Origin of the sequence: Coprococcus sp. AF16-5, from assembly GCF_003479365.1 — a bacterium.
Classification (GTDB): domain Bacteria; phylum Bacillota; class Clostridia; order Lachnospirales; family Lachnospiraceae; genus Coprococcus; species Coprococcus aceti.
In genome coordinates, this window is the sequence record NZ_QUGZ01000003.1 from 130137 (window position 1) to 144926 (window position 14790).

Consider the following 14790-nt stretch of genomic DNA (forward strand, 5'->3'; position numbering starts at 1 on the left):
TAAGCTAACATGTATATAAATAGAAAAAATGAGAAAGAAATAATAGAAAAATATATAGATAATGATAAAAATGTAATGTTTATAAATGTTAAGGGAAGTTCTGGATTCTCAGCATTTTTGAACGAACAATTAGGTAAACACAAAACATATCATATAATATATGAAGATCGCTCTATTGAAAGTTTAATGGAGAAATTAATTAAACTAATGAAACCGGGAGAAATTAAAAATATAATATCTTACGCCAATAAAGAATATGGAGAATACGATAAATCATTCCTATCAGCTTTGGCTTCCCAAAACATTCCATTTATTGGGGAGGTTTTAGCAACAATAAATGAAGGTAAAAGAGGAATTAATTATTTGAATTCAAACTTTGAAATCCTTAGTACGTCAATAATAGAATGCTTCAGAGAAATTTCAAGAAATGAAAAAGTAGGAATTCTTATAGATAAAGCTCAGTTCCTTAATGAATCTGATTTTGATTTTATCCATAAACTTTCTCAAATTAAAAATGTTTTTTTAATTATTGCATATACATCATTTACAGACAATATAAGAAAACTGAAGCTGAAAATGAGTGCATATGAAGAATTGACTTTTGGTCATCCTAATTCATATACCATTGTGGAGTTGTCTAAGCAATTTAAACATGAGATTTCCAAAGAAGAGGCAGAGGCTCTCTTGATTGATAAAGATTATAATATTCATAAAATATTATTTTATATTAAAGAGGCAGATAAAAATTTAACTATTTCAGAACTTGATAACGAAATCATATCGATATTGAACATACTTACTAATGGAATTGAAATTACAGAGCTGGAAAAAATAATTTCTTTTGATACCAATACTTTGCATATAGAGACAGATATTACTGAGGCCTTGAAGAAATTAATTGAATATGGAGTTATAAAGCAGCAAGAATCAATTTTATATTTATGTACCAGCGCATTGAGAGATGACAATATCAAATGTTCACAAGCTGATATATTTTACTATAAAGATCTTATTTTGAAATATTACTCTAAAGAAAATTCAGAATCAATCAGTAAAGCAGAAATTTGTTATGAATTAGCAAATGATTTAAACCTGAATAGCCAAGATTGGCTTGAACGAATACTTGTATATAAAATGAGAATTGATTTACCATTTGAAGCTAAATTGATTAGTTATATCAAAGATAATAAAAAATTACAGATAATAGCCTATACATATCTCAGATTATATACCGATGCAAAAAGAGAAATGAAAGAATTGAAAAAGCAGGAAAAATTAAAACTAGAGTGGGAAGAGCTTTTTGCAGTATTACTAAATAGGTGTAGAAAGCATAAAAAAGCTGAAAAAAAGATATTGACCTGCTTAGCAGAGGATCCGAATAACTATGTACTGAAAGCTTTTCTTATAAGTAATTACATTCATACCGAACAGTTGGATAAAGCAAGAAAACTTTACAAAATAGAAAAAAATAATTTAAAAGATACTAGCGCTGATAAAAATGCAGGTTATTTTTTCAGAAATTGTGGAGCTGCATTCTGGGATGATTTAACCCCTTTTAAAGACGCTTTAAAAATCTTCGAAAACTTTAAAGATGAGTTTGGTAGTATTACAACAATGTGCAACCTTGTTACCCGTAAAATGATACTTGATCGGAATGTATCGCAAAGTCCAAAATTCAGGGAGTTAGAAAATAAAATACAGAAATTTGGAAATAATAACATGCATATTTTTTATAATGATTGGGCAATTGCAGAATTATTAGACCGTAATTTTGATTATTGTCACAAATTATTAAATATGGCACATGCATACTCACATTCATTGATGCCTAACATATTTATCAAAATTAACGAAGCATGTTCATTGGTATATGAAAGTAAATTCTCGGAAGCCCTCAACATCATAGATGCAATTGAAGATGATGTTGAGGAAATATCCATAGAACGTGTAAAACAAAAATATTATATAAATAAGGCACTTGTGTATTATGCGAATAATAAATTAAGCACAAATATTCTGGAAAAATGCAAACAATATCCAGATAGATATAATAAAAATTTAACGTATACGAAAATACAATTTTATCAAAATCGACTCGAAGCAAATCAATGCTATATCACAGAAGATTTTACGAAATGTTATTGTCCGTGTTACTTGGAATATTGGTATATTAATCCTTTACAGCTTTTGTCCCAAGAAACTATCGATGAGGTTTTGTCTATATAAACTTGAATATAAGATATTATTGATGAGCTCTGAGTAAGTTATTCCTATATTTTGGGCAGCCATATTTATAGCCGCATGCTTACCTAAATTGCAACATACATTAAATTCTATAAAATATGGCTCCCCATTTGAATCAATAATATAATCTATTCGTGTATAATCAAGCGGTTGGATTGACTCGAAAAATGCTGTTGAAATTTTTTCTATTTGATTTTGCATAGAGCGATCAGTATTAACCGTTCGAGTTAATCCACTAGTAATTTTCCTTTTTTGTTTATACGTAATGACATTGTAGTTTAAATTAGAATTTTCAATAACAAATGGAAGAACCTTAGTTTCTCCGAAATTGTTCAAAATAGGAACCGTAATAGATGTTCCTTCGATAAATTGTTCAACAATAATATCAATATTTTTATCATAAAACTGTATGGCTTTATTTTGGACATCATGCAAATTATCACAAAAACAGGTAGAATCAATATTCATAGACGACGCACCATAACGTGGTTTTACAAAATATGGTCCGTCAAATGGGATACTGTTTATAATTTGATTTACATTATAAGTGCACCAGTTAGGTGTATTTAATCCCACATGTTTTGCTTGCATTTTAGCAATATGCTTGTCTTCAGCGATAGATCTTATATTGGGACGTGCGCCTAAATAGGCAATATTGTAGTATTCAGCCAGACTTGAGACAAATATTTCTGAGTTTCTAAATGGCAACCTGTTATAAAGTGAAAAAATGTAATCAACTTCAGGCCGCTTTTGAACATACGAATCAATATTGTTCGTGGATATAATATCATGAAAATTATTATATAAAATATTATAAATATCATAATGATATTCTGCATATAGTGTGTCTTCTATCCCAGATGGCAATGGACTATTGATGGAGTCGGGAGCATATTTGGCTAAAAAAAGTATTCTTATATCGTTATTTTTCATTTGTGTATCCTTCCAAAAATTAATTTGCGAATGATAATATAGAATTATCCTCTATTTCTAGACTATCAATTTAATTGGAGATTTTACTCATCCCCAACCACAATATACTCGTTTTTCTATATATTGTCAATTAAAAACACTCTTTTTAACCAGATAAGAAGCTTGTCCGTCAAGGCAAAAACAACTACTCCTACCATGCACCAAAAAGGATCTATGCGACATACGCATAGATCCAACTGTTTCGTATCTGCAACTGGCTACTATTTTTACAAACCCTGTAGCTTTACGTCACAGCCTTTCGACTGCTTTACCCATATATTCAGATGTTTGTAATTCTATTTTGATAGCAGCACAATCAAGCCAATCCAGCACTTCCACCTTCTCCAGGTTTTCGTCAGAATGCTCTATCTCTCTTAAATATCTGTATGCAAGTTCTATAAGATCGTCTACGAAAATCTGCTCTCCATTTTTCAGCCGCCTTGAAGAATCACCAAAGGCGACTCTTACGCTTTTATAACCTCCACTTATAAGGTAGGACTCACCTTTAGTAATATTTTTATTTTTCCGTAACATCTATAAACTCATCAGAGCCTGTATCCTCCCACTGCTTTTTGCCGCTGCTGACCACTTTCTTAGTTTCAAGTACATATGCATATATGTCAACCATATGCCCTTCATCGTATGAAACAGTTTCATCTGCAGACGCATCCACCTTATACCGTACATATATGCAGCATTTGCCATTGGGTGATTTTCCATTATAGACAATGTAATCAATCATACCTGTATTTTCATTCAGCACACATCTGGACGAACGCTCCGAGGCACCATATGTGACGTCGAATTCTGTGCGATTGTCATCGTTATACAAATCGTATACCGCCTTATATCCAGCTGTTATGCTGACGTCATCAGGCATTTCTTCAGAGTTATTCCCTGGTATTTCGCCACCTGTTGTTTCTGTATCCGTTCTCGCTGTTTCAGTGGTTGTGGCAGCTGCCTGTTTTCGAATCGTTGTAAGCCTTTTTCTTTCTACACCGCCATCAAAATACATGGTAACAAGTTCATCGTATTGTTCGTTTCCGGATAATACAACTTCCACTCTGTCGGATCACCATGTCACATCCCAACTGTCCTCATCAAATCTGGCTCCGTCATTGGCTATTTCAAATTCTGCTCTTGCCACCTTGCTATTTGCCATTTCCAGTATCAGCCTTCCCGGCGCACCGCCAAATGGCCAGTACGGCTCTCCAACCGAATACATCGACAATATGTATTGTTTATCAGGAGAACTTGTTTTATCAACGAGTTTCTCTTTATATCTGGTTGTGTATCTTAAACAGACAAACGGAATAAACACAATCAGCGCCAATACACCAAGTGTAATTGCCACTATTTTTATTGTCTTCTCCATATATCTTTATTTTTCTTCAATCTCCTCATAATACTTATTGAACACCAACCATGCAAAATTTTCATTGTTGATATTCCTGCATCTCCATCATCAACTCATGGCACATCACCAGTCGATCACATCAAAAAACTCTTCTATATTACTGCTCTTTATATTGATATTATCCATATCCACCACAGTATCTTTTACCACTATTTCAAAGTTCTTCTTCTTTATCTCATATCTGTTATATAGCAGCTTATCTTTTCCGGTAAGTGAAGACAGCATATTTACATATGATAACTCCCCACTATTGAGATAATTGTAAATATCTTTATTTCCCTTGAAAGCGGCAATACTTTTTGTACCAAATGATGACTGAATAAACTTATGAACATCCTGTCCTTTATACGCAGGACTGTGCAGGCAAGCCACATATTCAAAATTAGGATTGTCCATTATAATGAAATGTGGAGTGTTGCCTTTTTTATTTTGAATCATGCAATATTCAAGCAGCTTATTGAACCCATCCAGCTCGCCCTGTATAGTAGTAAGCCTATCCGCATCCACAATAATAAACTTTGCCAGATAGTTACTTTGCGACTCTGTTCTTATTTTCTGCAAGAAATTTGCATAGCCCCCACCATGCATATTAATTGGTTTCAAAACCAGTTCAACGCCCTGATTTCTTCTCATCTTATCTATATAATTATATTCTGTATCTCCTTCACAAAATATTGCAAATCTTTTCTGTAGGATTCGCTTTTTTCTACTCAAACGCTGTACCTCCCAAAATCCCCTTCATGTAAAACTCATATATTTTTGTGTTTTCGTATCTAACTTCAGGAAAATCCGCAAGAGAATAAAGCTCTGAAACAAGATTCTCCCTGTTCTTTGTAATAAAATATATCTGTTCTTTCATATATGTCTTCAAGTTCAAATGAAGTACATTATGCGTTGAAAAGATAAATTGTCCTTTATGCTCCATTCCATTTATATATGCAATTACACGTTCTGATAAGATTGGATTAAGCACCCTATCCATCTCATCTGCAAATACAACCTTATCTGCATATACAACCCGAAAGATCTGCACTGCCCATGCAAAAAATTCACGAACACCAGTAGAATCCTGAGAAAGCTCTCGTTTAAATGTCTGTCCATTTGCATTTGAACGAATTATCATCGTTTTTGAATACGGTTTCTCTTCATCTACCTCTATCCCACATATGCTATAATCCACCATTCTGAAAATTTCCACATATCTTGGATCTTTGAGAATTTCAATATCCGACTCCTGTCTTATTATGTTTTCTACCTGTTCAGAAGGCAAAGTTCCCGGATATAATACATCTGCCATCCAGTCAACAGTCTCAGCCGCATCTGCATTCCCCAACAACGCAAGCTTGCTTACAAATAAGCCATAACTATTGTTGCTGTTCTCCAGTACAGTTGCGATTTCCTTTGCTTTTCCTCTTTTCTGTATATATTTCGAGTCTGAATCCCGCTTAATTTCAAATACCTCACTTGCAGCTCTTTTTCTGAGCTGACTCCTTAGGAGTTTTTCACTATATATTCCCAAACTGTCCACTACTACTTCATATTCATAAACAAAATGATTTCTAGCTACAAACACGATATTAAATCTCTGTTTTGGTATTTTCTCATTTACCAATGTATCAGTATTTATATAGGCATTTACAGACTGCACTTTCAAGTTAGTATCAAACAACGATTTCAAATACTTTAAGCTGTTTATAAAATTAGATTTTCCACCTGCATTTTCACCGACAATTACAGCAGTCTTTAAAAGATCATATCCAATCAGAGTTGTTGTATAATTATCAGGAAAACGTTTCTTTACTTTTCCCCCAGGGGCTTCCATGGAAAACTCACTCTCTGCATTAAAGGAGCAGAAATTATCAAACGTATATCTTATAATCATATTTTTCACCACCTTTTATCACTAATTATATGCACAAAATTGCCATTGTAAACCATTTTTTTGTTTTACTTTTTTATATTTTCCCTAATGAATCTGCATATCATAATCATCCACACAAATAATATGAAAACAAAAATACCACTTCGCAATCTATACCTCTTCAGCTTCTGGCTGCACCTGTAATAGGATTTCTCCAGAACATCCTTGTCAGAATACAACTTTCTCTCATTTATGGACTTAAGCTCATCGCAGGTATCCCTCCAGAAATCAAAATCTGACCACTTTGACGGCAGATTTATGTCCGGTAAAATATCTAGATAATCTATAACATAGTAAAAGCTGTTGCCATAACCATGATGACAGGCTACATCATCTGCATATTCACTCCTATAATTCTCATCCGATACGTCGAGCACTATGCCATTTATAGTTTTACTGTCAACAAACTCCCAGTCACCTCCACGTTCCTGCCCTGCCTGAACGATTATATAACTTTCCTCAGAGTCAACGATAGAACGGACAACATAAGTTTTTTCAAACACTTTTATAATAGAGCCAACGGTGCGACTGCTTCCAAACAGCGTATATGAAAGCTCCCCGCTTATTATGCATCCATCTGTATCATCTCTTTGCAGAGCCCCGGTTACCCCTAAAATATCCTCTACAGTAAAATCAACAACAACTATATCAGATTGGACTTTTTTATATACACTGTCCCCGGCAACTGTCTCCTCTGGGAAAATTCTATATGTTCCCTTTACATAGTCCTCGTCCTTCATTCTGGTGTACACAGTCTGCCCTGTGGTGACAAATGCATAGTTTCTGTCGCCATCATACCTAATACTTATATTTATTACATTCATGACATTCCATATAAACAACCACACCAATACAATACCGAAAACTATGCCGATCACAGCGCTCTTATAAAACCTTCTATTTTTCACGTACAGTATCACCGGCTTCCACTCTCTTATCTGAGCTTACAATAATCTTATCATCACTGGTCAAAGGGCTCTTCTTCAAACCTACGTCATAATTATTTGTATACCCGACTGTCACATATACCTTCGCAGCAACATATTCCGTCCCAAGAAGGTTTTCCTTCGGTCTCTCGACAAGCACATATGACCCAGACACATCAGCACGTATTGCGGCCACAGGAACCACAGAGCTGTAACTCTCAGACTGATGTGAAATCTCTGCCAGCACGCTGTCACCCACTTCAAATATATCTCCTGGAATAACTGCCTCCACTATATATCCCTGTCCACTATCAGCATCACTGTATATCGCAGATATTTCCGTATTCACACCGCTGCCGTCCTGCTGAACCATAACCTTGTCCCCTTTTTCTATATACCTTTTCTGTTCCTCTGTCACAGATATTTTAATAGTGTATTTATCTGCTTTCTCCGTGACCACAAAAGCCGCACTCTCCTCAGTTTTATTTCCTACATCGACTCTGGACTCCGATATGATTCCGTCAAGCTCCGAATAAACAATTCCATCATCATCCATAAGTTTTTCCAGAGATTGGAGCTGTTCATCTACCACTGCAATTTTGTCATCCATAACATCCATCTCTTCTCCCCATGTATACCAGTATTGCTCCTTCAGGCTTTTCTGCTCAAGCTTCTTCTCAAGATACACAGATCTGGCCATGTTCACATCCACCCTCATAAGCGGATCTCCCCGGTTAATCTTTTCCCCTGCACTGACAAATATCTCCTGCGTCGGGAGTCCGGGATAGATATACACCGGCGTCTTCTTATCCCCATCTATAACCACATCCTGTAAAACCTTCATAGACACCGTCCCCGACACTGCATACTCCGTTTCAACCCTCGGGGTAAGAGCACTGCTCGCAAACCTCGACACAAATGTGCCGACAATAACCACCGCCATAAAGATCATAACGGCCTTTATACCGCAGTCTGTCCATCGCTTTCCTGCAAATCGTCTCATAATACTTCTCCTGTTTTCTCCTACAATCTGCCTTTATCAATCTTCGGCAGAACCTATTGATATTCCATCAGCCAGAATTCCCCTACCGACATAGAACACGATCAGTGACGGAATACAACTGAACAGTGCAAATGCAAACGCTCTTCCCGCACTTCCCTCCGTCACATTTGGCAGATAAACAGACAATGGCCACAGGTACTTGTCCTTGAGAAACACGACCGGCTGCTCCACAACATTCCAGTATTCGAGAAATCCCAATATCACTGCAGCTATGATTCCTCTCTTTGCTATGGGTATGGCCATGTGTAAAAATATAGTGAAACTGCCCGCACCATCCAGCCGTGCCGCCTCTACCACTGAATCCGGGATCTGCTCAAATGCGCTATACATAATAAATATCGGAAAGGTTGAGAACATCAACGGCAGAATAATCGCCCAATGCGTATTTATCATGTTTAGCCTATTTAACACAATGTACTGCGACAGCATTGTCACCTGAAATGGAAGTATCATGCAGAACATATACAGACCAAATATCAGATTTGCCCATCTGCTGCCGCTCCGCGACAACCCCCACGCTGCTGGCACAGCGAACACAAGCTGTCCGGCTATCACCACCCCGACTATCTTCACGGAATTCCAGAAAAGTACATAGTATTCCGGAGTGTCAAATAACAGTTCTACAATATTTTTAAATGTCGGATATAGCGGGATCATATGCCACACAACATGTCTCGCACCACTATCTGCCCCCTGAAACAACAACTGATCCAGCTCCATCTCACCCATAAATGTTCCACTTAACAGAATCAATAAAGGGATTACCGCCAGCGCCGCTCCCATTATGACCAGTATCTTCAATAACAAATGTATCCCCTCTGCTACATACCTCATTTGATTCCACGTCCTCTCAGTAAAATCTTTCTTTTATATTTAACTGATATCTCATGCCAATCAGTGAGACATACCAAACGAATTATAAGTATGATTCCGAAAAATACCACGGCTGTCATAACTGCCCCCGCCGTAAGCCTGCTGATTTCCAGCTTCTCAAACCAGTTGTTAAACACATGCTGTATCTGATATATGCTCATGTCCGGATAGCTGCCTGCCATCAAATATTGCTCCCTAAATATCTTAAGGGAATTCACCACAGACAACATGGCAACTATGAAAAATGACCTTTTCATATTTGGAAGCGTGATCCTGAATAGCTGGGTATATCTTCCCGCTCCATCAACTCTGGCAGCATCGTACACAGTCTCCGGTATCGCCGACAACCCAGACATCCATATAAGCATATTGTACCCTGTGTTCTTAAATATAAATGTGCCCACAAACAGCCAGAAGACCGCCTTTCCCGAAAGAAGATCAGCAAACAATAGCCTCCAGACCACCGCAAGTGAATTTGATGGTATAACAAGCGGCACGAGAAATGCAAACCTGACTGCGCTGCTTTTCATTCCATATACCTCTACCGCAGCTATCAACGAGATTACCATGAGAAGTGGAACACTCACCAGCTCAAACTGCAGGGAGTTGCCTGCTGCTAGTCTGAATGCCGTATTTTCCCATACCGCTTTGTAATTTTGCAGTCCTGAAAAGCCACCATGCCCCACACTCTGAAATGACGATATAAATACATCCATCAGCGGAATAACAACAAAGATCATAACCCCCAAAAAACCCGGAATCACAAATCCGACTGTTCCTTTTGTCCTTCTGCTAACTAATTTATTCACTCAAATACACCCCTAAAAGTTTATCTATGGAATTAACTGTGCTGTCCAGACTATCCCCATTTTCAAGATAGTCTCCAACGTTATCCCTTATCACACTGCGCACCCTCGCATCAGTATTCGACGGAGTATCAAGCTCTCTCAATTTATCTATATAGTCCTCAAGATACTCATCCTTACGCCAATACGACCAATCCATGTAATCATTTCCCCCCAGGGTGATCTTTCCTCCCGGAGTTCCCATGGACTGTGCCTCTCTGTTCCATTCCCGCACGCCCTCCATATTGACCGGATTTCCACATTCAACGCCGTAATATATTTTCTGTACATCCGTACTGAACAGATCCTTCATAAAACTTATAGCCTGATCTAAACTCTTTGATCTGGAATTTATCGCAACAACCGTGTTTGGCACAAACACCTTTCCTCCACCATTTCCCCATATTTCATATGCGTAATCCGTATTTTCGCCGCTCTCACCTGTTCCGACCTCATAGTCCTCTTTTATACTGTAAAAACGCCAGGATTCTCCCATCGTCTTCATGTTCACAAATGCTGTTTTTCTTCCAGACCAGGCGCTGTTGAACAGCGGGCTCATATACTCACTGTTTATAGCTTTTTTTATCTGATCACTGTAGGTGCCCCACGTTGCACTCCACTCATCAATCTGATCCTGAGTCGTCCTTTCCATCTCCGTGTCATACAAAAGCTTTAAGTCCTCTAGAAATTTTCTGAGCATCTCTTCGTCATAATTTCCATTGCTATCCACAATCTCCGATGCGTATCCTGAATACAATATATCAAAATAACACTCCCAATTATAGAATGACAGGTCATTTCCATATTTTGGTCTGTCTTGACTGCTTATATATGCTGCAAGCGACTGTACATCCATCATGTTCTTTACCTCTTTTTCCGGCCCGATAATTGCAGTAAACGTCTCCATGGATGGAATTGCGTATATCGAACCATCCTCTTTCCTGTATGTGTTGAGAACATTTTCCAGACAGTCTGAATTTTCCTCCAGTATATCGTCATACACCTGTGACAATTCCAAGAGCACTCCGGTATCCTCATAGCTTCCCACATTCAATCCGTCCATTATGATAACATCAGGTCCCTCACCAGCGAGAAGCTGTGTATTGAGCGCTCTTATTGCATCGCTCTCAGATATTCCATTATCATCATCTATTCCCCATGTATACTTCACCGTCATGTCAGAATGGTATTCCTCGTACCATGAGATGAGAGTTTCATAGCTCTCTGCATAATATAACGAATATAGTGTAACTTCATTATCACCCATCTCTTCTTTGTCTTCTGCTGAAGCATAACCTGAATCATATGAATACACCACCACATACTTTCTTCCACTCTTGCCACCAGCTATCGCAACAAATGTATCACCGCCTTCAACCACATAGTCGTACTCAATATCTGAATCCCTGAACGTAGCAAGTCTAATTCCCAGCCTATCCTTCAGCTTATACTCATATAAACCTGTGCTCAGCATAAGATACAGTGAGTCCGAATCTTCGTCATATTTCATGATATTTCTGCAGCTCACCGCATCCATCCCCTTTTCGTTGAAGGTCTCGTCCAGGTCGTCCGCCATACTCTTATCAAATGCTGTGATGTTTTCAGTCTCACTTCCATCGGATATGTCATATGACAGAAGGCTCTTCTCTGTCAAAACCATAATCCTGTCGCTCGCCACACATATATCTGTGTAATTCATATTTTTGATGACAAATCTCTCTTCACCATCCATTGAAAAACACCTTATATCACCGCCCGGGCAGCCCGAGATATAGCCGGATCCGTCAGCAAGCACTCTGATAGCTGTCACATTTCCCTCAAATTCATCAGATAGCTGTCTGACCTCTCCATTCCCTGTTATGACGGCTATCCTGCTCTCCATGTCTCCATCTCCCAAGACACTGCTCAAAGCTATATATATACTTCCATCCCCATCAACATATGCCGCTGATATCTTCTCGTCCACTGACATCACGAAAGCTGAGTCAAGCTTTTCCTCCTGTACCTCACCATTAGGTGACGTGAATGTCAGCTTTACAGCCTCGCCGTCAGAATTTTCTCCTATACACACATAACCGTCCTGTGTCTTTCCTATTCCATACACCTCCGCCACATTCAATTGTGTCATCTGATATTCAGACAGTTCCTTCACCACCTCTTCATCTCCTGATGTTCCAGCGCAGCCACAGCATATTATCATGACAGCGGCAAGCAGTAAAAATATATTTATACGCCCCATGATTACCTCCTTTTCCCCAGTTAGCACTTCCTCTATTCACATATTTTCATGTACAAATTGTAGCATCTACAGACTCTCAGATTATCTAAAAACCATCTAAATTGCGTATACCGCTTTCAAACGCTCCCCAAATGAATTACTATAAAGTAAGAATGAAATGAACTACATTCCAGATTACAATAACGAAAAGGGGATATGTATGAACCTGCTGCTTGTGGAGGACGACCTCAATCTTGGGAAAATACTGAAAAGACAAATGGAAGATCACGGAATATCTGTGACGCTGTGTACAACTGGAAAGCAGAGCACAGAGCTCATATATTCCGGGGTGGATATCGACATCCTGGTGCTTGACTGGATGCTCCCTGACATGTCCGGTCTGGACATTCTCAATCAGTTATACTTTGACAGGATATCGATACCCGTGATTATGCTCACAGCCCTTGGGACACTCGAGAACAAAACTGCAGCATTTTCCCACGGTGCCGACGATTATATTGTCAAGCCTTTTGAATTTGATGAGCTGTTGGCTCGTATAAACGCACTTTACCGAAGAACCCAACAGATTGGTACATTTGACTATTCATATGGTGATGTCACTTATATGCTCGACAGCCGGACACTTCAATGTGGTACCCAGTCGGTGCGGCTCACCAACAGAGAATCCCAGCTATTTGAATTATTGCTGAGATCTGCTGGTAAGCTGGTAAGTCAAGACGAGATCATCGAAGCCATATGGGGACTGACCTCAAATGTGGGAAATGGGAATATACTGAATTACATTTATTTTCTGAGAAACAGATTAAAAACCATCCATAGCAGTCTTGTGATAAAGGTCGTATACGGCAGTGGCTACATGCTAGTCTGCAGAAAGGAGGACACATCTATATGATAGAACAGCTCAAAAGAAAACTTTCCATATTTCTCTCCTCCGTCATAGCAATTATTCTGACTGCCATGTCCATTCTTCTGCTCCACACTGTGATAAAGGAGTACACAAACAGCACGTACATATCGTACACAAGGGATGTAAACCTTTTATTCTCATATCTTGAACAGGTGAGCATCATAGACATGCCTATCCTCAATGAATATAGTGAGAAAAATCTTAATATAGACGTGCTGCGAAACAACAACACAATCGTCTCCACGAACAGCTTTGCAGAGAGCGCGTCAATTTTTGAAGCTGCATCTCCTTACAATCAGCCGATGTACTGGAAAGATTATTACAATGCGATAAATCAGGGCGAAAACAACAGGAGATTTTATATTGTCAGATATGATCATACCGACTACTGGAACAGCTACAGCATCATAAATATAGGTGGAAATTTCTATACCATACACACCATATTCAACAACGCTACGCTGTCTGCATACAAAGCAAAAATGATGATTTTATTTCTGATCATTACTACCATAGCAATAATACTTCTGTCCATATTCTCATGCATTTTTACAGGCAGGATACTTATCCCTGTAAATGTGGCTTATAAGAAACAGGATATGTTCATAGCTGTAGCATCCCATGAACTGAAGACTCCTGTAACCGTCATAAAATCATGTCTCAACGGACTGTCTGGCAGTAATCCTGACAAGACTGACAATGATTATATTTTGACAGCCCAGAGGGAATGTGACAGAATGACCGATATGGTGAACAATCTCCTGACATTTGCTGATATAAAGAAGTCAGGCAGGGATAACTTCGATGACATTCACCCGGAAGATATAATAATAGAATTATACGATCGCTTTGAATCAATTGCCATGCAAAAAAGTCTTGACCTGGCAGTATCCATACCTGACAATCCCCTTTCACCTGTCTACATGGACAGGGATAGAATGCTTCAATGCCTATCTATTCTGGTGGACAATGCCATATCATGCACCGCCGATGGACAGATAGCAATATCTGTATCCGCGGATGTTTCAAATCTATACTATACAGTATCAGATACAGGTTCTGGAATAAGCGATGAAGATAAGCCGCACATTTTCGAAACCTTCTATTCCAGACGCAACGACCATAAAAATCACTTTGGACTCGGTCTCAGCATCGCCAGGAGCATAGCAGAGCTCCACGGTGCTGACATAACAGTCAGTGACAATATTCCGCACGGAAGTATATTTACTATAACATTTAAGCTGTAAGTTACTTATTTCTACAAGCGGTGTAAGGCTTAATTTTGCAAATCGTTTTTACTTTCTGCCAGCCTGCGTATTTGCAACTATATAGCTGTAATACACTGTATCAAGCATCTCCCTGTCGTTGAAGTCATCGCCAAAG

14 protein-coding genes, 1 pseudogene and 1 riboswitch are annotated in these 14790 nt (G+C 38.3%); of the genes and pseudogenes, 3 read left to right on the forward strand and 12 right to left on the reverse strand.

Going from position 1 to position 14790, the window contains the following annotated elements; translation table 11 throughout:
- Positions 1-9: 9 nt before the first annotated feature.
- Positions 10-2226 (forward strand): hypothetical protein, encoded by a 2217-nt coding sequence (locus DWW70_RS09245; protein WP_118649715.1) that lies wholly within the window; start codon positions 10-12, stop codon positions 2224-2226.
- Here DWW70_RS09245 and DWW70_RS09250 read toward each other — a convergent pair.
- The 11 genes from DWW70_RS09250 to DWW70_RS09295 form a co-directional block, all read right to left on the reverse strand.
- Positions 2179-3177: an ATP-grasp domain-containing protein gene (locus DWW70_RS09250; RefSeq protein ID WP_117550746.1), complete on the reverse strand. Its 999-nt coding sequence runs from the start codon at positions 3175-3177 to the stop codon at positions 2179-2181. The two genes, DWW70_RS09245 and DWW70_RS09250, sit on opposite strands and share 48 nt — an antisense overlap.
- 245 nt (positions 3178-3422) lie before the next feature.
- Positions 3423-3499, reverse strand: a riboswitch (cyclic di-GMP riboswitch).
- On the reverse strand, positions 3466-3750 hold the full coding sequence (locus DWW70_RS14885) for a hypothetical protein (protein WP_147567732.1): 285 nt from the start codon (positions 3748-3750) through the stop codon (positions 3466-3468). (Overlaps the previous riboswitch by 34 nt.)
- Complete coding sequence (locus tag DWW70_RS09255) at positions 3734-4279, reverse strand: hypothetical protein (protein ID WP_117550747.1); 546 nt, start codon at positions 4277-4279, stop codon at positions 3734-3736. The genes DWW70_RS14885 and DWW70_RS09255 overlap by 17 nt, the downstream gene beginning before the upstream one ends.
- 9 nt (positions 4280-4288) lie before the next feature.
- Complete coding sequence (locus DWW70_RS09260; protein ID WP_117550749.1) at positions 4289-4591, reverse strand: hypothetical protein; 303 nt, start codon at positions 4589-4591, stop codon at positions 4289-4291.
- A gap of 105 nt (positions 4592-4696) precedes the next feature.
- Positions 4697-5347, reverse strand: a complete 651-nt coding sequence (locus tag DWW70_RS09265; RefSeq protein ID WP_117550751.1) for an RloB domain-containing protein — start codon at positions 5345-5347, stop codon at positions 4697-4699.
- Positions 5340-6515, reverse strand: a complete 1176-nt coding sequence (locus DWW70_RS09270; protein ID WP_117550753.1) for an AAA family ATPase — start codon at positions 6513-6515, stop codon at positions 5340-5342. Before DWW70_RS09270 ends, DWW70_RS09265 begins: the two co-directional genes overlap by 8 nt.
- A gap of 65 nt (positions 6516-6580) precedes the next feature.
- Complete coding sequence (locus tag DWW70_RS09275) at positions 6581-7462, reverse strand: ABC transporter permease (protein ID WP_147323114.1); 882 nt, start codon at positions 7460-7462, stop codon at positions 6581-6583.
- Positions 7452-8483, reverse strand: a complete 1032-nt coding sequence (locus tag DWW70_RS09280; protein WP_117550757.1) for an efflux RND transporter periplasmic adaptor subunit — start codon at positions 8481-8483, stop codon at positions 7452-7454. Before DWW70_RS09280 ends, DWW70_RS09275 begins: the two co-directional genes overlap by 11 nt.
- A gap of 36 nt (positions 8484-8519) precedes the next feature.
- Positions 8520-9377, reverse strand: a complete 858-nt coding sequence (locus DWW70_RS09285) for a carbohydrate ABC transporter permease (protein ID WP_118017265.1) — start codon at positions 9375-9377, stop codon at positions 8520-8522.
- Positions 9374-10225, reverse strand: a complete 852-nt coding sequence (locus DWW70_RS09290; RefSeq protein ID WP_118017263.1) for a carbohydrate ABC transporter permease — start codon at positions 10223-10225, stop codon at positions 9374-9376. Before DWW70_RS09290 ends, DWW70_RS09285 begins: the two co-directional genes overlap by 4 nt.
- A complete protein-coding gene (locus tag DWW70_RS09295; RefSeq protein WP_118649716.1) occupies positions 10218-12500 on the reverse strand; it encodes an ABC transporter substrate-binding protein in 2283 nt (760 codons plus the stop codon). Before DWW70_RS09295 ends, DWW70_RS09290 begins: the two co-directional genes overlap by 8 nt.
- 199 nt (positions 12501-12699) lie before the next feature.
- Here DWW70_RS09295 and DWW70_RS09300 point away from each other — a divergent pair, with 199 nt between their 5' ends.
- Together DWW70_RS09300 and DWW70_RS09305 are read left to right on the forward strand one after the other, a co-directional pair.
- On the forward strand, positions 12700-13392 hold the full coding sequence (locus tag DWW70_RS09300; protein ID WP_158547604.1) for a response regulator transcription factor: 693 nt from the start codon (positions 12700-12702) through the stop codon (positions 13390-13392).
- On the forward strand, positions 13389-14654 hold the full coding sequence (locus tag DWW70_RS09305) for a sensor histidine kinase (RefSeq protein ID WP_118017259.1): 1266 nt from the start codon (positions 13389-13391) through the stop codon (positions 14652-14654). Before DWW70_RS09300 ends, DWW70_RS09305 begins: the two co-directional genes overlap by 4 nt.
- A gap of 48 nt (positions 14655-14702) precedes the next feature.
- On the opposite strand, the pseudogene DWW70_RS15480 reads toward DWW70_RS09305, so the two are convergent.
- A pseudogene (locus DWW70_RS15480) lies at positions 14703-14780 on the reverse strand (hypothetical protein); the annotation flags it as partial.
- Positions 14781-14790 lie beyond the last annotated feature (10 nt).

Excerpts from the sequence above, each read along its gene's own strand:
- DWW70_RS09245 (WP_118649715.1), top strand. The coding sequence starts at position 10 with ATGTATATAAATAGAAAAAATGAGAAAGAAATAATAGAAAAATATATA.
- DWW70_RS09250 (WP_117550746.1), bottom strand. The coding sequence starts at position 3,177 with ATGAAAAATAACGATATAAGAATACTTTTTTTAGCCAAATATGCTCCC.
- DWW70_RS14885 (WP_147567732.1), bottom strand. The coding sequence starts at position 3,750 with ATGTTACGGAAAAATAAAAATATTACTAAAGGTGAGTCCTACCTTATA.
- DWW70_RS09260 (WP_117550749.1), bottom strand. The coding sequence starts at position 4,591 with ATGGAGAAGACAATAAAAATAGTGGCAATTACACTTGGTGTATTGGCG.
- DWW70_RS09270 (WP_117550753.1), bottom strand. The coding sequence starts at position 6,515 with ATGATTATAAGATATACGTTTGATAATTTCTGCTCCTTTAATGCAGAG.
- DWW70_RS09280 (WP_117550757.1), bottom strand. The coding sequence starts at position 8,483 with ATGAGACGATTTGCAGGAAAGCGATGGACAGACTGCGGTATAAAGGCC.
- DWW70_RS09285 (WP_118017265.1), bottom strand. The coding sequence starts at position 9,377 with ATGAGGTATGTAGCAGAGGGGATACATTTGTTATTGAAGATACTGGTC.
- DWW70_RS09295 (WP_118649716.1), bottom strand. The coding sequence starts at position 12,500 with ATGGGGCGTATAAATATATTTTTACTGCTTGCCGCTGTCATGATAATA.
- DWW70_RS09300 (WP_158547604.1), top strand. The coding sequence starts at position 12,700 with ATGAACCTGCTGCTTGTGGAGGACGACCTCAATCTTGGGAAAATACTG.
- DWW70_RS09305 (WP_118017259.1), top strand. The coding sequence starts at position 13,389 with ATGATAGAACAGCTCAAAAGAAAACTTTCCATATTTCTCTCCTCCGTC.